At 58.8% G+C, this 22,169-nt stretch carries 25 protein-coding genes; 10 read left to right on the forward strand and 15 right to left on the reverse strand.

Annotation, left to right across the window (positions count from 1 at the left end; genetic code table 11):
- Positions 1 to 97: 97 nt before the first annotated feature.
- The 4 genes from B3229_RS01685 (at position 98) to B3229_RS01700 (ending at position 2,384) form a co-directional block, all read left to right on the forward strand.
- Complete coding sequence (locus tag B3229_RS01685; protein WP_048782522.1) at positions 98 to 847, forward strand: SDR family oxidoreductase; 750 nt, start codon at positions 98 to 100, stop codon at positions 845 to 847.
- Positions 848 to 1,110: 263 nt separating this feature from the next.
- The gene (gene ycgZ / locus B3229_RS01690) at positions 1,111 to 1,350 is read left to right on the forward strand and encodes a regulatory protein YcgZ (protein WP_033791039.1); all 240 of its coding nucleotides are present in this window, start codon (positions 1,111 to 1,113) and stop codon (positions 1,348 to 1,350) included.
- Positions 1,351 to 1,519: 169 nt separating this feature from the next.
- A complete protein-coding gene (locus B3229_RS01695) occupies positions 1,520 to 1,813 on the forward strand; it encodes a hypothetical protein (protein ID WP_065426294.1) in 294 nt (97 codons plus the stop codon).
- 37 nt (positions 1,814 to 1,850) lie between these two features.
- Complete coding sequence (locus B3229_RS01700; protein ID WP_048782518.1) at positions 1,851 to 2,384, forward strand: hypothetical protein; 534 nt, start codon at positions 1,851 to 1,853, stop codon at positions 2,382 to 2,384.
- On the opposite strand, the gene B3229_RS01705 is transcribed toward B3229_RS01700, so the two are convergent.
- The 3 genes from B3229_RS01705 to B3229_RS01715 form a co-directional block, all read right to left on the reverse strand.
- Positions 2,356 to 3,342 (reverse strand): UV damage endonuclease UvsE, encoded by a 987-nt coding sequence (locus tag B3229_RS01705; RefSeq protein WP_286868018.1) that lies wholly within the window; start codon positions 3,340 to 3,342, stop codon positions 2,356 to 2,358. The two genes, B3229_RS01700 and B3229_RS01705, sit on opposite strands and share 29 nt — an antisense overlap.
- 108 nt (positions 3,343 to 3,450) lie before the next feature.
- Complete coding sequence (locus B3229_RS01710) at positions 3,451 to 3,909, reverse strand: DMT family transporter (RefSeq protein WP_048782514.1); 459 nt, start codon at positions 3,907 to 3,909, stop codon at positions 3,451 to 3,453.
- 1 nt (position 3,910) lies between these two features.
- On the reverse strand, positions 3,911 to 4,345 hold the full coding sequence (locus B3229_RS01715; protein WP_048782770.1) for a DMT family transporter: 435 nt from the start codon (positions 4,343 to 4,345) through the stop codon (positions 3,911 to 3,913).
- 96 nt (positions 4,346 to 4,441) lie between these two features.
- On the opposite strand from B3229_RS01715, the gene B3229_RS01720 reads away from it, so the two are divergent.
- Positions 4,442 to 5,398: a LysR family transcriptional regulator gene (locus tag B3229_RS01720; RefSeq protein WP_286868021.1), complete on the forward strand. Its 957-nt coding sequence runs from the start codon at positions 4,442 to 4,444 to the stop codon at positions 5,396 to 5,398.
- Positions 5,399 to 5,898: 500 nt separating this feature from the next.
- Positions 5,899 to 7,104, forward strand: coding sequence for a diguanylate phosphodiesterase (locus B3229_RS01725; protein WP_286868022.1), 1,206 nt, complete (start codon positions 5,899 to 5,901; stop codon positions 7,102 to 7,104).
- Between the two features lie 55 nt (positions 7,105 to 7,159).
- Here the strand turns inward: B3229_RS01725 and B3229_RS01730 are convergent, their stop codons facing one another.
- Both B3229_RS01730 and B3229_RS01735 read right to left on the reverse strand, forming a co-directional pair.
- Positions 7,160 to 7,375 carry a hypothetical protein gene (locus B3229_RS01730; RefSeq protein WP_033748899.1) on the reverse strand — a complete coding sequence of 72 codons (216 nt, stop codon included), beginning with the start codon at positions 7,373 to 7,375 and terminating at the stop codon, positions 7,160 to 7,162.
- A gap of 73 nt (positions 7,376 to 7,448) precedes the next feature.
- Positions 7,449 to 8,330 (reverse strand): alpha/beta fold hydrolase, encoded by an 882-nt coding sequence (locus B3229_RS01735; protein ID WP_286868025.1) that lies wholly within the window; start codon positions 8,328 to 8,330, stop codon positions 7,449 to 7,451.
- 168 nt (positions 8,331 to 8,498) lie between these two features.
- On the opposite strand from B3229_RS01735, the gene B3229_RS01740 reads away from it, so the two are divergent.
- Positions 8,499 to 9,089, forward strand: a complete 591-nt coding sequence (locus tag B3229_RS01740) for a CGNR zinc finger domain-containing protein (RefSeq protein WP_286868027.1) — start codon at positions 8,499 to 8,501, stop codon at positions 9,087 to 9,089.
- A gap of 29 nt (positions 9,090 to 9,118) precedes the next feature.
- Here B3229_RS01740 and B3229_RS01745 read toward each other — a convergent pair whose 3' ends face one another.
- Complete coding sequence (locus tag B3229_RS01745) at positions 9,119 to 9,583, reverse strand: Lrp/AsnC family transcriptional regulator (protein ID WP_048782505.1); 465 nt, start codon at positions 9,581 to 9,583, stop codon at positions 9,119 to 9,121.
- A 147-nt stretch (positions 9,584 to 9,730) separates the two neighbouring features.
- Here B3229_RS01745 and B3229_RS01750 point away from each other — a divergent pair, with 147 nt between their 5' ends.
- Positions 9,731 to 10,153 (forward strand): DUF2000 domain-containing protein, encoded by a 423-nt coding sequence (locus B3229_RS01750; RefSeq protein ID WP_048782503.1) that lies wholly within the window; start codon positions 9,731 to 9,733, stop codon positions 10,151 to 10,153.
- A gap of 272 nt (positions 10,154 to 10,425) precedes the next feature.
- Complete coding sequence (locus B3229_RS01755) at positions 10,426 to 11,754, forward strand: MFS transporter (RefSeq protein WP_286868030.1); 1,329 nt, start codon at positions 10,426 to 10,428, stop codon at positions 11,752 to 11,754.
- Positions 11,755 to 11,809: 55 nt separating this feature from the next.
- Here B3229_RS01755 and B3229_RS01760 read toward each other — a convergent pair whose 3' ends face one another.
- Complete coding sequence (locus B3229_RS01760) at positions 11,810 to 12,757, reverse strand: NAD(P)-dependent oxidoreductase (protein ID WP_286868032.1); 948 nt, start codon at positions 12,755 to 12,757, stop codon at positions 11,810 to 11,812.
- Complete coding sequence (locus tag B3229_RS01765; protein WP_286868034.1) at positions 12,757 to 13,449, reverse strand: RraA family protein; 693 nt, start codon at positions 13,447 to 13,449, stop codon at positions 12,757 to 12,759. Before B3229_RS01765 ends, B3229_RS01760 begins: the two co-directional genes overlap by 1 nt.
- Before the next feature lie 171 nt (positions 13,450 to 13,620).
- Between B3229_RS01765 and B3229_RS01770 the strand changes: the two genes are divergently transcribed.
- A complete protein-coding gene (locus B3229_RS01770) occupies positions 13,621 to 14,331 on the forward strand; it encodes an IclR family transcriptional regulator (RefSeq protein WP_048782493.1) in 711 nt (236 codons plus the stop codon).
- A 99-nt stretch (positions 14,332 to 14,430) separates the two neighbouring features.
- Here the strand turns inward: B3229_RS01770 and aroD are convergent, their stop codons facing one another.
- The 7 genes from aroD to B3229_RS01805 form a co-directional block, all read right to left on the reverse strand.
- Entirely contained in the window at positions 14,431 to 15,270 is an 840-nt protein-coding gene (gene aroD, locus B3229_RS01775) for a type I 3-dehydroquinate dehydratase (RefSeq protein ID WP_286868035.1), read from the reverse strand.
- Between the two features lie 94 nt (positions 15,271 to 15,364).
- Positions 15,365 to 16,753 carry a purine-cytosine permease family protein gene (locus B3229_RS01780; protein ID WP_286868037.1) on the reverse strand — a complete coding sequence of 463 codons (1,389 nt, stop codon included), beginning with the start codon at positions 16,751 to 16,753 and terminating at the stop codon, positions 15,365 to 15,367.
- 208 nt (positions 16,754 to 16,961) lie between these two features.
- A complete protein-coding gene (locus B3229_RS01785; RefSeq protein ID WP_286868039.1) occupies positions 16,962 to 18,428 on the reverse strand; it encodes an aldehyde dehydrogenase in 1,467 nt (488 codons plus the stop codon).
- 11 nt (positions 18,429 to 18,439) lie between these two features.
- Positions 18,440 to 19,477 carry an LLM class flavin-dependent oxidoreductase gene (locus B3229_RS01790; RefSeq protein ID WP_033748929.1) on the reverse strand — a complete coding sequence of 346 codons (1,038 nt, stop codon included), beginning with the start codon at positions 19,475 to 19,477 and terminating at the stop codon, positions 18,440 to 18,442.
- A gap of 20 nt (positions 19,478 to 19,497) precedes the next feature.
- Entirely contained in the window at positions 19,498 to 20,418 is a 921-nt protein-coding gene (locus B3229_RS01795; protein ID WP_048782482.1) for a flavin reductase family protein, read from the reverse strand.
- Positions 20,405 to 21,250, reverse strand: a complete 846-nt coding sequence (locus tag B3229_RS01800) for an alpha/beta fold hydrolase (RefSeq protein WP_286868043.1) — start codon at positions 21,248 to 21,250, stop codon at positions 20,405 to 20,407. Before B3229_RS01800 ends, B3229_RS01795 begins: the two co-directional genes overlap by 14 nt.
- Positions 21,222 to 21,824 carry an amino acid synthesis family protein gene (locus B3229_RS01805; RefSeq protein ID WP_048782477.1) on the reverse strand — a complete coding sequence of 201 codons (603 nt, stop codon included), beginning with the start codon at positions 21,822 to 21,824 and terminating at the stop codon, positions 21,222 to 21,224. The genes B3229_RS01800 and B3229_RS01805 overlap by 29 nt, the downstream gene beginning before the upstream one ends.
- Positions 21,825 to 22,169: the final 345 nt, after the last annotated feature.

Below are 22,169 nucleotides of genomic sequence, written 5' to 3' on the forward strand. Positions count from 1 at the left end.
AGGATTTTTCAACAAAGCCAGAAGGGATAGATTGCTCCTCAGCGCTGCAGTGACCTGGCGCAGCAACCCTAACCCACATGCTTAAGAGGAAACCATCATGACTAACGCACTTAACGGCAAAATCGCTTTAGTAACCGGCGGCACCAGCGGCATCGGCCTGGCGTCAGCACAGCAGCTCGCCGCACAGGGCGCGCGCGTCTTTATTACCGGACGCCGTCAGGAGGCGCTGGATGAAGCGGTTGCGCTTATTGGGTCCGCCGCCACCGGCATTCGCGCCGACGCCTCGCTTCTCACCGATCTTGATGCGGTCTACGCCGAGATAGCGCGCAGCGCTGGCCACCTGGATATTCTGTTCGCCAATGCGGGCGGCGGAGACATGCTGCCGCTGGGCGCGATTACGGAAGAGCATTTCGACCGCATCTTCGCCACTAATGTACGCGGCGTGCTGTTTACCGTGCAAAAAGCCCTGCCGCTGCTGGTAGACGGCGCATCGGTAATTTTAACCTCCTCGACCACCTCGGTGCAGGGCACCGCCGGATTCAGCGTTTACAGCGCCAGCAAGGCGGCGGTGCGCAACTTCGCCCGCTCATGGGCGCTGGATCTCAAAGAGCGCGCCATCCGCGTCAACGTCGTCAGCCCCGGTCCGGTTCGTACGCCAGGCCTGGGAGAGCTGGTAGATGAAGCGAACCGCCAGGGATTGTTCGACGCGCTGGCGGCGCAGGTGCCGTTAGGTCGCCTGGGCGAACCGGAAGAGATTGGCAAGGTGGTTGCCTTCCTCGCCTCCGACGCGGCCAGCTTTATTAATGCCACCGAGCTCTTTGTTGATGGCGGTATGGCGCAGGTATAAGGCTGATGCCCTGCAGGGAGTTTCCTGCAGGGCGTTGCTGTAAACAGAAGTTGTACAACCGTAAAAGAGTCCTAAAAATACTTGACGTTGGGCCCGCTTTCGCCACAATACAAAGGGTTAACAAAAGATATACTCATTTGAGAGCATTTTTTGCAAAAAAGTTAACGGTTTTTTCTTGCATATTCTTGTACACATTTTCTATCGATGTACAACTTGTCAGTTTTTTTGACTGATCATCGTTTAACTCATTTTGGGGTAAAATTATGCGTCAGAGCAGCAGCCTTCTCTCTTCATCCGAAGATATCGCGCGTTATTTTCGTGAAGCCAGCCTGCCTTCCCAACAGGAAACGCTGGGCCAGATCGTTGTTGAGCTTCTCCGCGCAGGCAAAAACGTCAACCGTAAAGGTATTTGCACTAAGCTGGTAAGACGACTGGAAGTTGCCTCGACGGCCGAAGAAGAGAAACACTATCAGCGTCTGATCGGCTTGCTGTTGGGCCGCTAATTCCGATTGAAGTTACGATTTCCGTTTTTCCGGCACGGCCTTAAGATGTAAGCAGGCATTCGCTGGCTCACGCCAGCACCAGCCAGGTGCGCTGGTTCTTTCTGTAGTCAACCGCACCTCAATCCTGCCCCAATTGCTGGGGCGTGCAGCGGGACACAGAGCAAATGTTATGTATAAAAGTAATGAAGAAAGATTGACCGACATCGTTATTGGCGAAGCGACGCTGGAGCTGCTGCTGTCTGATAAAGCGGTCTCCAGCCGCGCGTTGATGGACGTCCTGCAGCGCATGGCGACGGAAGAAGCTGATGAAGATCGGCAGCAGGTTATCGTTCGCGCCATTAACGAGGTGCAGCAGAACCTCACCACGCAATCCACCCAGTCTCGCGTGACGCTACGCGATCGCAACAACAATGAGCATCACTTTAAGGGCGATGCGATGCCTGACGATAAACGCAGGCACTGACCCTCTCTTTTCCGGTTTTCGTTTTTAGGAGCGCGCGATGAATATTGCCTGTTTAGGTTGGGGCTCGCTGATCTGGAAACCGGGCGATCTTCCCGTCGAAGGCGCGTGGCATCAGGATGGGCCGTGCTTTCCTATCGAGTTTTCTCGCACCAGCGACGGCGGCGAACTGGCGACCGCGATCTGCATGAACGCGCCGCCGGTTCCGGTGCTGTGGGCCAGGCTGGCGACGCAGGATTTAGGTCAGGCCTGCCTGCAGCTACGCGAGCGCGAAGGGATCCCTGATGAGCGCGTCGACGGCATCGGCATTTTTTCCGTAACGGCGCATACGCCTGGCGTGCTGGCCGAGTGGGCGCGTGCGCGCGAACTGGATGCGGTCATCTGGACCGGACTGCCGCCGAAGCTGGGCAGCGTTGAAGGTTTAGTGCCGACGCTGCCGCAGGCGATAGGCTATCTGCAGCAGCTGGAAGGCAGAGAGGCAGACCACGCGCGCGCCTATATTTTGCAGGTGCCCGCGCAGATCGATACCCCTTATCGTCGCGCCATTACCGCCCACTTCGGCTGGGATCGATAACCTCTCGGGTCAGCGCATAGTCATAAAGCCGCTGACTGGCGAGATTCTTCATTTTCACCTCGCACATGATATCAAAGGCGCTGAACGACAGCGCCCAGTCGTTCAGCATCGAATTGAAATAGTAGTCCGAGTGCGCGCGCAGTTTGGTTTTCGCCACGCCCAGGCTCTGCTGATCGGGATAGCCATGTTCCGGTATTAATCCTTCCTGCGAGATCGAATAGTGCAGCACCGGCTGAACGCCACGCCATGACTCCTGAATCAAGGCGATGCGACTATCGTCCGGCTGAATAAAGGCGTTCTCTTTCACCCAGTGATGATGGATATCCAGCACGATGGGACAGAGCGCCCTCGCCTGCAGCACGTCATCCAGCGAACAGGAGATCTCATCGTTTTCCACCGTCAGCATATTGCGCGCTTCGGGCGTGAGCTGACCAAAGGCCTGCTGAAATCCCTCGAAGCCTTTTTTGCCGTTCATATGAATGTTGATTTTAAAATCCTGAAACGTTTTGCCGTAGCCCATCAGTACGGCGCAGAGCGCATGGTACTCCACATCCTCGATCGCCCGCTGCACCACATCGGGATTATCCGACGCCAGCACCGAATATTGTCCGGGATGGAAAGAGAGACGGATCCCATGCTGCCGCGCCAGCGCGCCGCAGCGCTCAAACAGCGGATAAAGATCGGGCAGAAATTCACGGTAAAGCGGCATCGCTTCCGGCACGGTAAAGAGCGGCAGCAGATCGCTGCCGATACGCATCATGCGCAGGGTCTCCGGCTGGGTAGCCAGCGTTTCAAGCAGGCCGGCAAGATTCGTCAGGTTCAGGCGGGCAAGGCTGGCGATCAGCGCAATCTGCTCATCGCGCGGCAATCTGAGAAAACGGGTACGGGTGGTGCTCTTGAACGGGAAATGTTGTTTGCCGTCTGCATCCAGATATTTACACGCGAAGCCTAATTTCATATTTCCCCCTGTTAAACACAAACAGTAAGTTTAACAGTTATTTGAAAACCAGCCGGATGCGCGGCGGGACAATAAGGAATGCCTGCGCAGGAGGCGCAGGCATCGTGGTCAGGCACCTGTTTTTTTCGGCTTATTGCTGCTGTAGATAAAGAACAGCGCGATCGCCAGGCAGACCACCGCCGCCAGCCGGCCTGGCGAGAAGGCGATTGCCGCATTGCCTAACCAGCCGAAATTATCGATCAGCATGCTCATGGCGAGCTGGCCGAAGATAACCGCGACGGTAGCGGCGGCCGTCCCGATGCGCTGTACCGCCAGCACCATAATCACAATATAGGGAACGCCGCACAGCGCGCCCAGCAGCTGCCATTTGGGCACATCCATCAGGCTGTGCGCCTGCGGCGGCTCAAAAAAGAAGATTAAAAGCGCCGTCACCACCGCGCCCAGCGCGAAGGTGAGAAAGGCGCAGCGGAAGACGCCCACTTTCGCGCCGAGTTGGCCGTTAATCGCCGCCTGAATACTCAGCAGCGCGCCGCCCAGTACCGCTAAACAGATCATCAAAATCGTCATATTAACCTCGGGCGACCAGCGCCAGTGCGATAACAATAAACACCAGCGCGATAATGCGCTTGCCATCGATTCTGCGATGCGGCGTTCCCAGCAGGCCGAAGTGGTCAATCACCAGGCTTTTGAATACCTGACCGGCGAGAATGCCGATCATCGTCATGGCGATGCCGATCACCGGCGTCGCCAGCGTCAGGATCACCACGTAGCCAGGGCCTAAAATTCCGCCGAGCAGCTGCCAGCCCGGCTGGGCGAAAAACGACGGGCTGTTGCGCGGGCTGAAAAAGAGCATCAGCAAAAAGGTGAGCGCCGCGCCGACGCCAAAAATGCTGAACGTCGCCCAGAGATCACCGACCTGCTGACCCAATGGGCCGAGCAGCCCCGCCTCTACCGACAGTCCCATCCCGCCGGCGATAACCAGAAATAGAAAAATGAGTTGCATAATCGCTTCCTTTAAATCGAAGCGAAACAGCATAATGGAGTCGATTAAGATGAAAAACGCTATAGTGTAGCAAACACCTTTGCAGGAAATGCATTAATGGACAGTACCGGCTCGATTGATCTGCGCGCGCTGCGCTTTTTCCTGGGCGTGTATGATGCGCAAAACTTTTCCGTGGTAGCGCGGCGCGAAGGGGTTTCCGCCTCCGTGGTGTCGCGCACTATTCTTCAGCTGGAGGATGCGCTGGAGCAGCAGCTCTTCTACCGCAACACGCGCGCGGTGATCCCGACCGAAGCGGGCCGGCTGTTTGTCGACTATGCGCGCGCCATTGACAGCCAGTTTAGCGACGCGCGGCAGGCATTGCAGGAGCGATCGCTTCAGCCGTCAGGGCTGGTGCGGCTCAATGCGCCTGTTTTTTTCGGCCAGCGGCATATCGCGCCCTGGCTGGCGGGCCTCTCGGCGCGCTATCCGCTGCTGGAGATTGAGCTGACGTTGACTGACGACTATGTCGACCCGCACCGCACCGCGACCGATCTTATCTTTCGCATCGGCACGCTCACCGACTCCTCGTTTCACGCGCGGGTGCTGGGCAATCAGCGCTACTATCTGGCCGCGGCGCCGGACTACCTCGCCAGGCATGGGGTTATCGCCAGTCCAGATGCGCTGAGCGAGCATCATTGTCTGGTCTATCGCGGATCCGCGGGCGCTAATCGCTGGCTGTTCCGGCGCGACGGCGCGCCATGGGTGCACTATCCGGTTATGCCGCTGCTGTCGTCGAACAACGCCGAAACCTTGCTCACCGCCGCGCTGGGCGGCATGGGGATGGTGCTTTTTCCTGACTGGCTCACGGGCGATCATCTGCGCACGGGTAAGCTGGTGAGGCTGCTGGAGGAGTATGAAGCGGGGATCAATCCTGTGCCGCAGCAAATTGCAGCCATTTACCCCAATACGCGCCATCCGCCGCTCAGCGTACGCGCGGTGATTGATTACTTTGTCGAGGTATATGGTTCGCCACTCTACTGGCAACGCGAGGCGTCGAACGACGCTCAGAAGTAATAAATAATCACCAGCGCCAGCGCGAGAAAAACAAGGGCGGCGACAGATAACGCTTTTTCAATGATATCCGGCTTTTTGGGCATAAAACATCCTGACTGATGCGTAAAAAAACAGCCGAGCCATCCAGTGGCGATTATTAAAAGCGAAGCAGTTAATTGCGGACGAAATTATTTTAGCGCCGTCAACGCGCCGGGCGCTACGGGGCTTAAAGATAAGATGCATTAATTATGCAACTTTATATGAACAAGAACGCTATCGTCACGGGTTATTTTATGCTTTGTGAAAAATAAAATTTTTCAATAAGTTATAATTTTTATTAGTGATTAAAAAAAGAGAAGGTAGCGGACGGCCCATTAAAGCGAACCGGCAAGTTTTTATGACTGATTTTTTAAAAAACAGCGTCCCGCAAACTTTTTTTTATTTCTAAAAAAAACCGCTAGACAATTCCTGCGCGACCTCTGTTAATGTGTGCCTCACAAAAGCTAAGACTGGAATTATCCATGCTGACAACAATAATCTATCGCAGCCATCTATCAGACGACGTGCCTGTAAAAACGCTGGATAATTTAGCCACACGCGCCAATAAAACGAATGAGACCTACGACGTTACCGGCATTTTGCTGTTTGACGGCACCCATTTTTTCCAGCTTCTGGAGGGTTCTGATGCGGCGGTTTGTGCAATTTATGAACGCATCTGCACGGATAAACGTCATCATAACTTAGTTGAGTTAATGTATGACTATTCGCCGTCGCGCCGCTTTGGCAATGTCGGCATGGAGTTGTTCGACCTGCGCAAGTATGACAAAGAGACGGTGCTGCAGGCGGTACTCGATAAAGGTACCTCAAAGTACCAGCTTACCTATGACGACCGCGCCTTGCAGTTCCTGCGCACCTTCGTCGAAGCGAGAGAAAAAGCTAACTACTTTGAAATCCCGCCGACCGATACCCTGCATTTTGTCGTAGAGGAGGCGCTGGAAAAAGCCATTGCGCCGCCGGACGCCGCTGACTGCAGCTTCGCCTTTCAGCCAATTATCGATCCGCTGATGCAGCAAATCGTCTCGCTGGAGGCGCTGATCCGCACGCCGGACGGCAGCGCGCCGACCGACTATTTCGCCCAGTTCTCCGGCGACGATATTTACGCTGCCGATATCAAAGCGAAAGGCGTCGCCTTCGCGCTGGCGAAAAAGCTCGATATTCAGGGCCAGACGTTATCAGTCAATTTACTGCCGATGTCGCTGGTGGTCGTACCGAACGCGGTAGAGATTTTGCTGGATCAGATTAAGCAGAACGGGCTGGTGCCGGAACAGGTGGTGGTAGAGGTGACGGAAAACGAGGTGATTTCACGTCTTGATGAGTTTACCGTCGCCGTTAAGCAACTGCGCGCGGCAGGCATCAGCATTGCGCTGGATGATTTCGGCGCCGGTTTTGCCGGGCTGTCGCTGCTGTCTCGCTTCCAGCCGGACAAAATCAAAATCGACCGCAATCTCATTATCGATGTGCATAAAAGCGGGCCGAAACAGGCGATCGTGCATGCGATTCTTAAATGCTGCTCCTCGCTGGAGATCAGCGTTATCGCCGAAGGGGTCGAGAAGCCGGAAGAGTGGATGTGGCTGGAAGCCGCCGGCATCAGCAATTTCCAGGGTTATCTTTTTGCCCGCCCGCAGCTGAACGGCATTCCGGCGGTCGCGTGGCCGGAGATTCAGTAAGGCTACCAGGCGAGCCGCCTTCAGCGCGGCCCGCCTGGTACCACTCAGCCAGATGCTAGATTTCGTCGTTCGGCGGAATCGCGTTTTTCCCCAGCTTCACCAGAAAACTGCCGTCGACGCGTTTGATTTTCGCGCCCCGATCGCCCCAGTACATCGCGATGCCGAAAAACTCATCGGCGGAAAGCTCATAGCCGATAACCACTGATTTATGCTCCCCGCTGCTGAGCAGCTCATTCAGCTCATCCAGATTGCTGGCGATAGCGTAATCCATGTTTCCCCCTGATGATTCACTTTAAATAGTGCGGCCAAAGTTTAACCATACGCTATCCCGGCAAATCCGCCATCTAAACCGCTTCGCCGCCGATCACCTGCCTGATGCGCTGAGCGATATAGACCGCATGGGTTTCCAGCGCAAAATGGCCCGTATCGAGCAGTTCAACCTGCGCCTGTGGGTTATCTCGTAAATAAGCCTGCGCGCCCGGCGGAATAAAGAAGGGATCGTGTTTGCCCCAGATAACCAACGTCGGCAGCTGTTTTTCGCGGAAAAACTGCTGAAAAGCCGGGTAACGCGTCAGGTTATTCGCGTAGTCCAGGAAGAGATCCAGCTGAATCGCTTTGTTGCCGGGCCGCTCCATCAGCAGCGCATCGAGCATATAGCCTTCCGGCGCCACCAGCGTTTCGTCGCTGACGCCATGCAGATATTGCCAGCGGGTTCCGGCCAGATTGAGCACGTTGTCATGCACGACCTGGCGGTTTTCCGTCGTCGGCTGCGCCCAGTAGCGGCGAATCGGCTCCCATGCGTCGCCCAGCCCTTCGAGATAGGCATTGCCGTTTTGCGACACCAGGCCGGTTACCCTGTCGGGATAAGCGAGCGCCAGCCGCAGTCCGCTCGGCGCGCCGTAGTCGAACACGTAAAGCGCGTACCGCTCAAGCCGTAACGCATCGACGAACGCGGCGAGCGTTTCGCCCAGCGCGTCGAAGCTGTAGACGTAACGGCGCGCGTCCGGCACGTCGGTAAAACCAAAACCGGGCAGATCGGGCGCCACCAGATGGAATCTGTCGCTCAGCAAGGGAATAAGATCGCGAAACTGATGCGAGGAGCTGGGATAGCCGTGCAGCAGCAGCAGCGTGGGGAGTTCAGGATTGCCTGCCTCGCGATAGAACATGCGCACACCGTCAGCGTCGACATAGCGATAATGCACTGGATAGAGCGGACTGCTGATCATATTGGCCTCTCTTGTAACTGTTAAAGTTGTTTTTTACAGGTTTCATTCTACCCTGGCACAGAAACACAACCTTTAAAAGTTATTTTTAACGGTTATCTGGCAGCCCCACAGTTGCATAAGGTAACCAGATAAAGTAATCTTTAACGGTTATCAGGAGGCTCGAATTAAATGAAAGAAAGAAACAGCGAAAGCCTGCCCGCCGCGCCGTTGCAAATTGGCGATCATCTGGCGCTCGATTTTCTGAACACCGTGGCGCAGGTCGATGGCGAGCCGCGTGATTTTTTTCAGCGCGGCGAGGATGTGGTGCGCTGGCTTGAGGCGGCGGGATGCGGGTCAGCCGGAATAGAGCAAGAAGCGGACGCTGACGGATTGCTCAAGGCGGCGCGCGAACTGCGCGCCGTTATCCTGCAGGCGGTACAGCGGAAAAAGAGAGAAGAGACATGGCAGCCGGAGCAGCTCAATCGCTTCCTGCGCAGCGCCTCCAGCCACTTTGAGCTGACGCTAAACCGCGACGGCCAGTATGAATATCGCCGCGTCTATGCGACGGCTACGCCGGAGCAGCAGCTTGGCCCGGTGGCTGAGCAGACTGCCGATCTGCTGGTGAACGGCGATTTCTCGCTGGTGCGCGAGTGCGAGCATCCCGACTGCACGCTCTGGTTTTACGACCGCACCAAAGCGCATCGCCGCCGCTGGTGCAGCATGGCGCTCTGCGGCAACCGGGCCAAGGCGGCGCGCTTTCGCCGGATGACACAGAGCTAAAGCGACACGGGCTGGCCGCGTCGGTCGGGTTAGATCCCTAGCGGCCAGGCGCTCAGCCCTTTTATCTCCTTCAGAACGAACATGCTCTGCATCTCTTTAATTCCCGGCAGGCGACGAATAACGCCCATGGCGAAATCGGCGTAGCTGTCGAGATCGACGGCCACCACCTGCAACAGGAAGTCGCTGTCGCCGCCGATGCTGTAACAGGCCACCACATTCTCCAGCGCGCTTACCTCCTGCTCAAATTTGCGCGCCTGCGCTTCACTGTGGCTGTCGATAATCACCCGCACGAAGACCATCACGTTAAGATCGATTTTTTTACGGTTCAGCACGGCGCGATAGCCCTGAATAACGCCGTCGCTCTCCAGCTTGCGCACCATCCGCCAGCAGGGCGACGCCGACATACCGACCTTATCCGCCAGCTCCTGGTTAGTGATGCGCCCCTCTTGCTGCAGCTGCGCCACTATTTTTATTTCTGCCTTGCTAAGCGCCATTAGTGGTATTCCTTGCCTGTATTTAGCCAACAGAAGAATAATCCTGCCCTAACGCCCCCTGTTTCGCCAGACAATTCGCAAGCACTTACCGGCAATAAACGCACATAATTTCACCTCTTATTCAGACTGTTTATCTCAGAGGAACCTATGCGATTTGATGCCGAGCTTCACCGCTGCACCCTCATCATCGATAAAGATTTGCCGCCTGGGCTGGCGATGAACGCCGCCAGCGTCGTTGGCATCAGCTTTGGCCGTGCGATTGAAAACCTGGTCGGCGCGGCGCTGCAGAGCCAGGATGGCGTTATCTTTCCCGGCGTGATCACCGCCTCGCTGCCGGTGCTGCTGGCGTCAGGAGACTATTTACGCGAACTGCATCAGCGCAGCGCGGCGGACGAGACGTTGTTCGCCATGCCATTCAGCGCCCTGGCGCAGTCGTGCAGAAGTTATGACGAATATGAAGCCCGCATGCGCGACGCCGTCAGTCCGCAAATTGAACTGGTGGCGCTGGGCCTGGCGGGTCCGAAAAAAGCGATTACCCGCCTGACGGGCAATCTGAAGCTCTATCGCTGAAGCTGCTCCCCGACGTCTGTCGGGGATATCCCTTCCTCTGCCTTTCCTTTCTGCTATGCCTGAGCACGCAGAATTTTAATGCCATCACATAACCGCTATGATCGCGTCATCTTTTTGTGACATCTCACTCAACCTTGCAACATGCCACTGCAGATAAAAGCGCATGCAGAGATAATTAGTTGTACTCTGTACATAACAGTTTTACACAGTAAAACAACCTACACCCGCAAGGTCGCGCTTTGCCGGGGACGATTTCTGTTAAGAGGTACATCATGTCTGAAAAGATGCACGCTTCACCTGCGCCCTCAGAGCTGGAAAGGCAAACCGTCAGGCGCGTCGTCTGGCGGATCCTGCCCTTTTTGATCGTCTGTTACCTGATTGCGATCATCGACCGGGGCAATATCGGCATGGCATCGCTGCAAATGAATGAGGATCTGGGGTTGTCGAAAGCCGTTTTCGGTCTGGCGAGCAGCCTGTTCTTTATCGGCTATTTTCTGTTTGAAGTGCCGAGCAACCTGGCGATGCAAAAGATCGGCGCAAAGATCTGGATCTCCCGCATCATGATTACCTGGGGCATCGTGTCGGTCTGCACCGCTTTTGTAGAGAGCAGCGAAATGCTCTATCTGCTGCGCTTTCTGCTGGGCGCCGCGGAAGCGGGTTTCTTTCCCGGCGTAATCCTCTATCTCACCTACTGGATCCCGGCGAAGTACCGCGCGCGCGTTATCGCCACCTTTATGGTGGCGATCCCGGCCGCTAACTTTATCGGGTCGCCGATTTCCGGCGCGATCCTGTCGCTGGACGGCTGGTTCGGCATGCGCGGCTGGCACTGGCTGTTCATTCTCGAAGGCGTTCCCGCGGTGTTGCTGGGCGTGGCGGCCTTCTTCGTGCTGAGCAATCGCCCGGACAGCGCGAGCTGGCTCACCAACGAGCAGCGCAACTGGCTATCATCCACCCTGGCGGCGGAAAATGCCCAGCGCAAAGCCATCGGCCATATTTCCCTGTGGCAGCTGCTGCGCCACAAGCATATCTGGGTCATGGCGCTGATCTACGCCGGCGCTTCCGCCGCCGGCTCCACGCTCAGCGTCTGGTCGCCGCAGCTGTTAAAGTCGTTTGGGCTGGATAACTTTACGACGGGTCTGGTGAACGCGATCCCTTACGGGCTGGCATCGGTGCTGATGATTGTGTGGGGCCGCAGCTCAGACCGCACCGGCGAACGCCGCTGGCATACCGCACTAACGCTGTTCCTGATTGCGGGCGGCCTGCTTTCCGCCTTTATCAGCCAGTCCCTCACCGGCAGCGTGGTGATCCTGTCGCTGGTGTTGATTGGCGCCTATTCGATGAAAGGACCGTTCTGGGCGCTGGCGTCAGGCTGGTTATCCTCTTCGACAGTAGCGGCCGGGCTGGCGGCTATCGGCGCCGTCGCCAATTTGATCGGCGGCGGCCTGATGGTGAACGTGTATGGCATGATCAACCAGGCGACCGGCAGCCATACGCTGGCGATGATGCCGCTGGCGCTGCTCTGCGCGGCGGGCGGTATCGCGGTGCTGGTGATGGGCCGCAAGTCTCAGCTGCGGGTTGAGGCTGAGGCGCAGCCGCGATAAGGGATCGACAGACGTAAAAAAAGGCGCGATAAGCGCCTTTTTTATTGCCTGGAGCTTATACCAGCGAAGGCGCCTCGGCAGCGTCTTCCTGCAGCACGCTCAGCACATTGCGCGCTGCCGCGCAGCCCATCTTCACGTATGAGGTATCGCTTACGCCGCCGATATGGGGAGAGAGGATCAGGTTGTCCAGCTGCTGCCAGCGGTGCGGCGCGGTCAGCGGCTCCTGCGCGAAGCTGTCCAGCGCGGCGCAGCGCAGCGTGCCATCCTGCAGCGCTTCCGCTAACGCCTCTTCATCGATGAGACCGCCGCGCGCGGTGTTGATCAGCATGGCGCCCGGTTTGAACTGCGCCAGCGCCGCGCGATCGATCATGCCCTGATTCTGGGCGGTCAGCGGACAGTGGAGCGACACCACGTCGGCCCGACGCAGCAGCGTCGCCAGCTCGACCGACTCGCATCCGTCGGGCAGCTGTTTCGCCCAGGGATCACAGGCGATGACCTGCATGCCGAAGGCTGCGCCCACTTTCGCCACGCGGCCGCCGATCGCGCCAAGTCCGATCAGCCCCAGCGTGCGTCCCTCCAGCTCCAGCGATTTATGCCGCGCTTTATCCCAGTGCCCTTCGCGCAGGCGCCTGTCCAGCGTAATCACCGATTTGGCGCAGGCGAGGAGCAGCGCCCAGGTGTGCTCCGCGACGGCGGCGGCGTTGGCGCCTGGCGCGGCCAGCACGCGAATACCGCGCTGCGCCGCCGCCGCCTGGTCGATTACGTCGATTCCGCTGCCATGTTTGGCGATCACCCGCAGCGCGGGCGCGGCCGCCATAACGCGCTCGTTAATTTTGCCGTAGCGCACAATGATGGCGAGCGGATTATGCTGCTGACACAGGGCGATAAGATCCGCTTCGCCTGGCTGACGGCCGGCATAGATCAGCTGATAAGCGTGCAGCAGATCGACCGCCTCCTGCGCCAGGTCGCTGCCGGTAATGATAATGGTCGGCTTATGGCTCATCACAGCATCTCCCCGTCGTTCAGCATGCCCGCCGCGCGCAGCGCCTCTTCCAGCCAGGGCGCGCGAATATCGCCCTGATGAATGGCCTGAAGCCGGCGATTTTCGCTATCCAGCTTTTTCTGCGCCATTTCCAGCAGCGCCGCGACCTCTTCCCGCGGCAGCACCACCACGCCGTCTGCGTCGCCGATAATCAGATCCCCTGGCTGGATCGCCGCGCCCGCCACCGATACCGGGTAATTAACGCGCCCGGCAATGGATTTAGTCGGACCGCAGGGATTAAGCCCGGCGGAGAAAACCGGAAAAGCGCCCTGCGCCAGCGCATCGCTATCGCGCACTGCGCCATCGATAATTATCCCGGCAATGCCGGCGGCGTGCGCCTGGGCAGACATAATCTCCCCAATCAGAGCACAGCTCAGATCCCCTTTCCCGTCGACGACAATGACGTCGCCCGGCTGGGCAATCGCCAGCGCCGCATGAATGGCCAGATTATCGCCGGGACGCACTTCCACGGTTACCGCCGGCCCGGCGACTTTCATGGCTGGGTTTAGCGGTTTGATTCGCCCGTGTAGGGTGCCGCGCCGTCCCGCCACATCCGCGAGTATGGCCGCCTGAAATTCTGCGGCGCGTTTGACGAGGTCGGGCTCGACGCGCGTAATAGCGCGTTTTAATAGAGATGATGGATGATCGGTCATGGCTCTCGCTCCTGTTGTTTTACTCTGTAAAACTGTGTTTTACTATATAAAACAACTATAGCTAGCCAGCCCCTGGCAAAGCCACTGTTAACGATTCATTTGTGATGTAAACACGATGTAAATCACAAATTGCAGGTTACAATCCGTAGCGCCAAAATCAGGAGGAACAGGATGGGAAATGAAGGCGTAGTTGCCGTAGAGAAAGCGCTGGCGCTGCTCGACTGCTTTAAACCGGGCGAGGAGTCCTTGACGCTGACCGCGCTGGCGCAGGCCTCTGGCCAGCATAAAACCACGGTCTATCGCCTGATGAATTCACTGGAGCGCATGCATTATGTGATCCGCCGTGAGAACGGCAGCTACTCGCTTGGGCCGCGTCTGCTCTACCTCGGCAAGCTCTATGAACAATCTTTTCATCTGGCGAATATTGTCCAGCCGGAACTGCACGCGCTGGCGGCCGCCACCGGCGAAAGCGCCTCCTGGTACGTTATCGAGGAGGGGCAACGGCTCTGCCTGTTCCGCGCCGAATCGTCGGAAGGCCTGCGCGAAACGCGGCTTGCGGGCAGCTCGCTGCCGCTGGATAACTCCGCTATCGGCCAGGTGCTGCGCCACTGGGGTCTGCACGAGCCGCTGTTTGCCCAGCCGCCTGCGCTGCCGCTCTATACGTCCGGCATCCGCGATCCGCATATCGCCGCGTTTTCGCTGCCGGTATTCGGCGAAGGCGATACGCTGGCCGCCGCGCTGGCCATTACCGGCCCCTCATCACGTCTGACGCCGGATCGCACCGACCGCGACGTCGCCCGCGCGATGCAGGATAGCGCTTATCGCCTGTCGACGCGGCTGGGCGCCAGCAAAGGATTTTGCGACCGCTTTTATCAGCGCTGACGGGTATCGGAAAAAAGAGAGGAAGATCGTGCACCGCCGTTGCTTGAGCGGTGCTCGACGTTATTTACGCCATGAGCGGCACATTGCTGTGTTTCAGCATCATGACCCATTCGCCTTATGCAGCGTGCTCATCGCCCGCTCCAGCGCCTGCACCTCAAGCTGACCCGGCGCGGACGCGTCGTCCAGAGTGCCGAAGGTCAGATTGCTGCCGAAAACCTCACCCGACATGCGCGTCACCGCGCCCAGTCCGCCCATCGCCATGGTCAATAGCGGCCTGTCGCTGCGCTGGCGCATCTGCCAGGTCACGTCGCTCAGGCGGCTGACGTCGTGCGGCGTTTTCGGCATCACCGCTATCTTCAGAATGTCTGCGCCGTGCGCCTCCTGCCACGTCAGCCGCTGCAGCATGTCGGCGTTATCCGGCGTCGTCTGGAAGTCGTGATAAGAGAGGATCACCGCGACGTGCCGGCGGTGCGCCTGCGCCACCAGGCGATCCACCGCCGGCGCGCCGATACGCATCTCAATATCGATAAGATCGGCGAAGCCTGCCTCGATCCACTGCTGATAGAGTGCGATATAGCTGGCGTCGTCCGGCGACAGGCTGCCGCCTTCGTTTTTCGTGCGCAGCGTCAGCAGCAGCGGTTTACCCTGTAGTTCGCGGCGCATCTCTCGCCCGAGCTGCGCGACCTTGTCGACGTTAGTGGCGAAATTGAGCTTATCGACGCGCAGCTCTACCATCTGCACCTGCGGCGTTTGCGCCGCCTGGCGCGCCAGCTTCAGCGCGCTCTGCGCATCGTCGCCCGTGGTCGAGACGATAATGGCGGGTTTGCCCTGCTGAATAGTAAGATTGCCCACCTGCAGCGGCCGCACGTGCGGCGTTGGCGGTTCCGCAGCCGCTGCGGAAACCGCCATCATCAGTAGCGCTAATGGTGCTTTGAGCATAAAACCTCTCCCTGTCCTGAATAAAACCCAGGGTTTAAGATCTAGCTCACACTTTTGCCATCAGCAAGCGGGAACGCCTCCGGCGTCGCTTTACCTATTGCGCGCGCTGCTGCTGGGGCGCCGTCAGCGATGCGCCTTTTTTATGGAACAGCAGATAGGCGGCGCTGGTCACCACCAGGCTGATCACCCAGGAGATATCGGCGCCAGGGATCAGATGCGCGTAGGGTCCGGTAAAGAAAGCGTTCTCAACGAACGGAATCTGCACCACCACGCCGCCGAAATAGATCAGCAGCGCGTTGGCGTTCACCAGCCCGTAGCGCCCCCCGTCGGCGCGGAAAATCGAAGGGATGTCATAGCGCTGCTGCTTCACCACATAAAAGTCGAGCAGGTTGATGACGCTCCAGGGGATCAGCACCCCAATCAGCGCCCAGATCAGATTCAGGAAGAAAGAGACAAAGTTGGCCGATGCCGCCAGCGACACCAGCACGCCGCCTACCAGCACCACCGCTGAAAATATCACGCGCACGCGCGCCGCCGGCAGCCAGGCCGGGCGAAAGGTCTGCACGGCGGTAATCAGCGAAAGCACCGAACCATAAAGATTCATTGAGTTATGGCAGATGATATTCAGCAGGAACAGCACCATCAGGATCGGCCCGAGCCAGCCGGTCGCCTGCCGTACCGCCGCCATTGCATCCCCTTCGCCGCCGACTAAATTCACCGCCACCACGCCGAACAAAAACGCCAGAATGGTGCCGCAGCATGCGCCGAGCCAGGTGCAGATAAAGGGTTTGAACACCCCGATATTGGCGGGCAGATAGCGGGAATAGTCAGAGGTATAGGGTGAGAAGCTGATCTGCCACACCGCGCAGATACAGAAGGTGGCGAACCAGCCGTTCAGGCTAAAGCTGCCGCGCTGCCAGAAATCCACCGGTAGCGGACGGTCGAGCATCACGATCAACCCCACCACCAGCGCAATGCCCATCACCCAGGCGCCGACCTTGTTGATATGGTGGATGAAACGATAGCCGACGATACCGATCAGCGTCGCCGCGACCGCGCCGAGGATGGTGGCGCTGTGGACCGGCAGCGCCGGGATCACGTTATTGATCACCTTGCCGGAGAGCGTCACGTTGGAGATAAAAAAGCCGAGATAGATCGCTGTGGTAAAGCAGATCACCAGTAGCGAGCCGTAGCGGCCGAACTGCGCGCGGCTCTGCACCATTTGCGGAATGCCGACGCGCGGCCCCTGCGCCGAAGTCAGCGCCAGAAAAAGCCCGCCAAACAGATGACCAGCGATAATCGCCGAGATCGCCGAGAGAATATTGAGATGGTAAGTCTGGGTCGAGATGGCGCCGGTCACCACCGCCAGCGGCGCGATATTGGTGCAGAACCACAGAGTGAACAGGCTGCGCGCCTGGCCGTGCCGCTCGTTTTCCGGCACGTAGTCCACCGATTTGTTTTCTATCACGTTGTTTTGAGACATTTTATCCTCCGCACTGGGGATTTTTATTTTGTGATGTGTAGGGTTGATTAGCTGAACTGCGGCAAAGCCTGGCCGGAGGCCGTCGTGGCCCCGACAACAATCGGGCTTCTGGATTCATCCTTTACGTCAGACGCGGCGCCGGTATCCGTGCGGCGCGCGCCTGCGGGTAACCTCGTCCGTGAGGTTTTTTCCTGGTGTGGAAACGCAATTAACGCATGACAAAGGGATCGCCGATGGGCTCATCGCTGGTGCGCAGCCACACCGTTTTGGTGGTGGTGAACTCCAGCGCCGCCTCCATGCCGCCTTCGCGGCCGTGGCCCGAGAGGCCGTAGCCGCCAAACGGCGCCAGCGGCGACACCATGCGGTAGGTATTGATCCAGACCACGCCGCTGCGCAGCGCCTTCGTCACGCGATGGGCGCGCGCCAGGTTCTGCGTAAAGACGCCCGCGGCCAGCCCATAGGCGGTATCGTTAGCGAGGCGAATGGCCTCCGCTTCGTCGCGAAAGCTCACCACCGATAGCACCGGACCGAACAGCTCGTTCACCACGGTTTCGGCCCGCGGCGCGGCAGAGCAGTCGAGAATGGTCGGCGGATAGTAGAAGCCGGGCCGGTCGATAACGTAGTGGCCGGTCAGCAGTCTCGCCCCCTGATCCAGCGAGCGGGCGACCAGCGACTGAATGCGGGTTTTCTGCTGTTGCGTGCAGAGCGGCCCGAACTGCGTCGCCATCTCCTGCGGCGCGCCGATGACGATGCGCTCGACGCGCGCCACCAGCGTCGCCAGAAAGCGTTCTTTGATGCTTTCCGCCACCAGCAGGCGCGAACCGGCGACGCAACTCTGGCCCGACGCGGCAAAGATCGCCGCCACCTGCGCATTGGCCGCGCTCTCCAGATCGGCGTCGTCAAACACGATAAATGGCGACTTACCGCCCAGCTCCAGCGTGGTTTTGCTGAGGTTCTCCGCGCTGTTGCGCACGATGTGGCGCGCAGTTTCCGGACCGCCGGTGAAGGCGATATGCGCTACGTCGGGATGGGTGGTCAGCACCGTGCCGCAGCTCTCGCCGAAGCCGGTAATAACGTTGCAGACGCCCGCCGGGAAACCCGCCTCGGCAATCAGGCGAGCAAAGGCGAGCAGCGGCGTCGGCGCGCTTTCTGCCGCCTTCACCACCAGCGTACAGCCCGCCGCCAGCGCCGGGCCGATCTTCACCGCGGAAAGAAAAAGCTGGCTGTTCCAGGGAACGATTGCCGCCACGACGCCTACCGGCTCGCGCCGCGTCCAGGTTTCGGTGTCGGCCTTGTCGATGCTGAGCACGCGCCCTTCCATCTTGTCGGCCAGCCCGGCGTAGTAGCGGTAATAGTCGGCGACATAGGCGATCTGCGCCCGGGTTTCGCGGATGATTTTGCCGGTATCGAGCGTTTCCAGCCGCGCCAGCTCGTCAGCGTTCTGTTCGACCAAATCCGCCAGCCGCATCAGCAGCTTGCCGCGCATTGAAGCGTTCAGGTCGCGCCATTCCGGCGCGTTAAAGGCCTGATGCGCCGCCGCGACGGCGCGGTTGACCTCTTCCGCGCGCGCTTCGGCGATGGTCGCCCACGGCTGACCGGTGGCGGGATTCAGCGAGTCGAACGTTGCGGCGCCCGACTCAAACTGGCCGTTGATAAAGAGTTTGAACGATTCCATCTCGGCACCTGTTAGTGAAATTCGGGCATCACCTGGTTGATAAAGCGGGTCAGAGACGCCTTTTTACGTTCGAACGTCATGCCGCTGTCGATCCAGAGCGCAAATTCGTCATAGCCCAGCGCTTCGTAGTGTTTGAGGCGCGTGATCACCTCGTTGGCGCTGCCGATAGCCAGGTTCTTGCGCATCGCTGCGGCAGAGTAGTAGGTATTGGCGGCGATATCGGCGTCGCTCAGCGGCTGAATCAGTCCCTGACTGACCGGACGTTCGTTTTTGAACCAGGCGCCGAAGTAGTTGTAGAAGCGGTTAAGCTCTTCCGCCGCCTGCTGCGCGTCCGCTTCGTCCTCGGCCACGTAGCCATGCTGCAACAGCATGATCTTCAGCGGCTTCTCCGGTGCGAGGCGCTGGCGCGTTTCGTGGAAGCACTGCGCCAGACGCACGATCTCCTCATCGCCCTGATGCAGCGGCGTCACCTGAACGTTGCAGCCGTTGGTCACGGCGAACTCGTGGCTGTTGGGATCGCGCGCGGCGATCCAGATGGGCGGGTGGGGCTGCTGCTTCGGCTTCGGCGACGAGGTAGAGAGCGGAAACTGCCAGAACTCGCCGTCGTGGGCATAGTCCCCTTCCCACAATTTTTTCACCGCCGGCACCAGCTCGCGCATGCGCTGGCCGGCATCCCAGGCGGTCAGGCCCGGCATCATACGCTCATATTCGTAGCTGTACGCGCCGCGCGCGATGCCCAGCTCCAGGCGACCGCCGGTAATGATATCGGTCATCGCCGCCTCGCCCGCCAGCCGCAGCGGATGGTTAAAGGGCGCGATCACCGTGCCGGTGCCGAGCCGCACGTTTTTGGTACGGTTCGCCAGATCCGCCAGGTTAATTAACGGGTTAGGCGCGATGGTAAAGTTCATGCCGTGATGCTCACCGGTCCAGATGGCGTGCATATTGGCCTGATCCGCCATCTCGCACAGCGCCATCATTTCCTGGTAGAGCTTGTCCTGCGGCTCATCGGGCGAAATGCGTTCCATATGGATAAAGAGTGACAGTTTCATAGGGTACCCCGGTACGAGTTTCAGCTGGCGAATTGTTTTATTGAACCGTTGATTTCATCGCCGTAATAGATGCTGTAATTGCCGACGCTATTCTCTCTGACGAAGCGGTTCATCAGCGATTTCAGCGCCGAATCTTTGATGGAAAGCGCAGAAATTTTTTCCAGATCGAGCCATTCGCCCTGGCTGAGCGCTCCAGGCGTGCTGTCGGTCGGCAGTGCGCAGAGAAATACAATGTGCTGCTTGTTGCTCTGGCGATCTTCGTAAACCGAATAGACGAAGCCGGGACTGGCGTTGACGCCCAGATCGGCCAGCAGCGCAGTAAGGGTCTCGCTGACGCTGCCGTCGGCGACATGGCGCGAAGGCAGGCTGGCACCGCCCTCTTTCTGCACCATGATGGCGTGGCCGTTGCATTCGATCAGCGCGCTGACTTCGACGCTCAGGCGATTGATCAGGGTTTGCGCATTCTGGTACGGCGTGAAATAGGCGCCGCGGTAGTAGCCCAGACCGGCGGTCGCCTGAGAGTCGAACGCCTCGACCTTGCCAATCAGGATCGCATGGTCGCCCGCGTCCACCACCTGATGCAGCGCACAGTCGAACCAGGCGGAGCTGCCCTCCAGCAGCGGCGTGCCGTTGTCGCTGGCGCGCCATTCCACCAGGGCGAAGCGATCCTCTACCTTCGAGGCGAAGATATTTGACGTCTCTTTCTGCTGCTCCGCCAGAATATTCACCGCAAAGTGCGCGCACTCGGTAAAGTTGGCGAAGTTGGCCGAACGCTTGTCGATGCTGACCAGCAGCAGCGCCGGATCGAGCGACACCGAGGTAAAAGAGTTGGCGGTAAAGCCTATCGGCTGGCCCGCTTTGTCGCGGCTGGTCACCACGGTGACGCCGGTCATAAAGGCGCCGAACGCGTCGCGCAGCTGTCTGCGTTTATCTGTCTGCATGAGAAACTCCTGCCAGTGCGTTGATCTGTTTTTCCGCCGCGACGGGCGCGGTTAAGAAGGTCATCATCTCCTGACTGACGCGCTCTGCGTCCGTCAGGCTCACCATATGCCGCGCGTTGGCGATAACGATCGCCTGTCCCTGCGGCGCCGCAGCGGCCATGGCGCGCGCCATCTGCGGATTCGAATTGGCGTCCAGCTCGCCGGTGAGCACCAGCACCGGACAGGTCATTTCGTCCCAGCGATCGGCGTAGACCTCGTCGCCGCTGGCAAATGCCTGGTAGGCGTCGGCGTAACCCTGACGATTGACCTGCTGCAGCCAGCCGCCAACTCGCTCACGCAGCGCCTCCTCGCGTTCGTCGTCGCCAAACCAGCGCGCCAGCGGTGAATCGAGATCGGCGCTGCCGGCCGCCAGCTCCTGAGCGCGCCGCAGTACCGCCTCACGCGCCGCGTCGCTGCGGCGGTAGACGCCGCTCATCACGATGGCGTGGCTGACACGCTCTGGGTAGTCGATCGCCAGCCCGGCGGCGATCAGCGCGCCCATCGAGTGCCCTGCTACGGCAAAGCGTGACTCCGGCCGCTGGTCAAGAAACGCTGCCAGCCAGGCGACATAATCCGGCAGCGAGACCGGCCGACTAAAGGCGTCGCTCTCGCCGTGCCCCGGCATATCCACCGCTATCACGCGGAAGCGCGCGCTCAGCGCCTCAATCTGTGGGTACCAGGCCTCGGCGTTCATTCCGACGCCGTGGATCAGCACCAGCGGCACGCCTTGCCCGGCCTCGAGATAGCTGACGCGCATCTGGCTGTCAGAGAGCCGCTGGGTTTTTCGCATCATGGCCTAACTCTTTCAGGTCGGAGTAACGGTTGCCGATGCGGTGATGCGGACGGCCGCCCAGCGCCGCGCCCAGCGCGATGACGATCTCGTCGTAGCGCGGCGCGTCGCCGATATTGAATTGCATAGTCAGGTAGTGTTCGCGACTGCCTTCGTCGTTTTTATGCATCATCGGGATCAGTACTGGCGTGTTGGCCGGACCGCGCGTGTTGTTAAACGCCAGATAGCTTTTGCTCTGCACCGCGCTGCGATAGTGGTTGCCAAAGTGCAGCGTGTGGATCAGTGCGGAAGCGTGTTCCAGTTCGCCATCGAGCCCGACTACGGCGCTTTTGCCAAAGGCTTCGACGTTTTCGCCGCTGCCCGCCTCTTTCAGGATCAGCCGGGTAAGTAGTTCGCCCAGCACCGGCGCAAACTCACGGATCTGCGGCGCAAGATCCTCAACGTAGCCCTGATCGGCCCAGGGGTTTTTCACTACGGCGGCGGCGGCGATCATCACCAGCGGTTTTGCGGCAGCTTTGCCGCCGTCGACGTATAGCGTTTCGGTGGTCACTAGCGTTTTACGAATGGCGGGATGCATAGTCCTCTCCTGAAAGTTATCAAAATGCTAAATGAATGTTTCGTGAGTGGTATAGCATTGGGGAAATTGCCATGTCAAAATATGGTATACCATCATACGGAATGGCAATTTGCTGGCGATCGACATGCATTTTGGAGTGGTAGTCAGCTGATTTGAAACAGGATTTCAGACAGGGGCCATACTGCGTTCTTGAGCCGCTGGTTACTGACAGGTGTAAAATACGGAAGCGAAAAAGCCACGTGCATCAAGGGATTGCGCATCGCCAGCCGGCGCGATGCACTATTTTAAGCAGAATGCAAAAGTGTGAGGCGGGCCGAATTTACCATCTGAAAGCGCATCCGCCGC

The organism is Pantoea sp. UBA5035 (assembly GCF_002415245.1).
Classification (GTDB): domain Bacteria; phylum Pseudomonadota; class Gammaproteobacteria; order Enterobacterales; family Enterobacteriaceae; genus Pantoea; species Pantoea septica.

Excerpts from the sequence above, each read along its gene's own strand:
- B3229_RS01725 (WP_286868022.1), top strand. The coding sequence starts at position 5,899 with ATGCTGACAACAATAATCTATCGCAGCCATCTATCAGACGACGTGCCT.
- B3229_RS01805 (WP_048782477.1), bottom strand. The coding sequence starts at position 21,824 with ATGCATCCCGCCATTCGTAAAACGCTAGTGACCACCGAAACGCTATAC.
- B3229_RS01785 (WP_286868039.1), bottom strand. The coding sequence starts at position 18,428 with ATGGAATCGTTCAAACTCTTTATCAACGGCCAGTTTGAGTCGGGCGCC.
- B3229_RS01695 (WP_065426294.1), top strand. The coding sequence starts at position 1,520 with ATGTATAAAAGTAATGAAGAAAGATTGACCGACATCGTTATTGGCGAA.
- B3229_RS01755 (WP_286868030.1), top strand. The coding sequence starts at position 10,426 with ATGTCTGAAAAGATGCACGCTTCACCTGCGCCCTCAGAGCTGGAAAGG.
- B3229_RS01730 (WP_033748899.1), bottom strand. The coding sequence starts at position 7,375 with ATGGATTACGCTATCGCCAGCAATCTGGATGAGCTGAATGAGCTGCTC.
- B3229_RS01740 (WP_286868027.1), top strand. The coding sequence starts at position 8,499 with ATGAAAGAAAGAAACAGCGAAAGCCTGCCCGCCGCGCCGTTGCAAATT.
- B3229_RS01790 (WP_033748929.1), bottom strand. The coding sequence starts at position 19,477 with ATGAAACTGTCACTCTTTATCCATATGGAACGCATTTCGCCCGATGAG.
- B3229_RS01735 (WP_286868025.1), bottom strand. The coding sequence starts at position 8,330 with ATGATCAGCAGTCCGCTCTATCCAGTGCATTATCGCTATGTCGACGCT.
- B3229_RS01705 (WP_286868018.1), bottom strand. The coding sequence starts at position 3,342 with ATGAAATTAGGCTTCGCGTGTAAATATCTGGATGCAGACGGCAAACAA.
- ycgZ (WP_033791039.1), top strand. The coding sequence starts at position 1,111 with ATGCGTCAGAGCAGCAGCCTTCTCTCTTCATCCGAAGATATCGCGCGT.
- B3229_RS01715 (WP_048782770.1), bottom strand. The coding sequence starts at position 4,345 with ATGCAACTCATTTTTCTATTTCTGGTTATCGCCGGCGGGATGGGACTG.
- B3229_RS01685 (WP_048782522.1), top strand. The coding sequence starts at position 98 with ATGACTAACGCACTTAACGGCAAAATCGCTTTAGTAACCGGCGGCACC.
- aroD (WP_286868035.1), bottom strand. The coding sequence starts at position 15,270 with ATGCTCAAAGCACCATTAGCGCTACTGATGATGGCGGTTTCCGCAGCG.
- B3229_RS01795 (WP_048782482.1), bottom strand. The coding sequence starts at position 20,418 with ATGCAGACAGATAAACGCAGACAGCTGCGCGACGCGTTCGGCGCCTTT.
- B3229_RS01720 (WP_286868021.1), top strand. The coding sequence starts at position 4,442 with ATGGACAGTACCGGCTCGATTGATCTGCGCGCGCTGCGCTTTTTCCTG.
- B3229_RS01760 (WP_286868032.1), bottom strand. The coding sequence starts at position 12,757 with ATGAGCCATAAGCCGACCATTATCATTACCGGCAGCGACCTGGCGCAG.
- B3229_RS01710 (WP_048782514.1), bottom strand. The coding sequence starts at position 3,909 with ATGACGATTTTGATGATCTGTTTAGCGGTACTGGGCGGCGCGCTGCTG.
- B3229_RS01700 (WP_048782518.1), top strand. The coding sequence starts at position 1,851 with ATGAATATTGCCTGTTTAGGTTGGGGCTCGCTGATCTGGAAACCGGGC.
- B3229_RS01780 (WP_286868037.1), bottom strand. The coding sequence starts at position 16,753 with ATGTCTCAAAACAACGTGATAGAAAACAAATCGGTGGACTACGTGCCG.
- B3229_RS01800 (WP_286868043.1), bottom strand. The coding sequence starts at position 21,250 with ATGATGCGAAAAACCCAGCGGCTCTCTGACAGCCAGATGCGCGTCAGC.
- B3229_RS01765 (WP_286868034.1), bottom strand. The coding sequence starts at position 13,449 with ATGACCGATCATCCATCATCTCTATTAAAACGCGCTATTACGCGCGTC.
- B3229_RS01750 (WP_048782503.1), top strand. The coding sequence starts at position 9,731 with ATGCGATTTGATGCCGAGCTTCACCGCTGCACCCTCATCATCGATAAA.
- B3229_RS01745 (WP_048782505.1), bottom strand. The coding sequence starts at position 9,583 with ATGGCGCTTAGCAAGGCAGAAATAAAAATAGTGGCGCAGCTGCAGCAA.
- B3229_RS01770 (WP_048782493.1), top strand. The coding sequence starts at position 13,621 with ATGGGAAATGAAGGCGTAGTTGCCGTAGAGAAAGCGCTGGCGCTGCTC.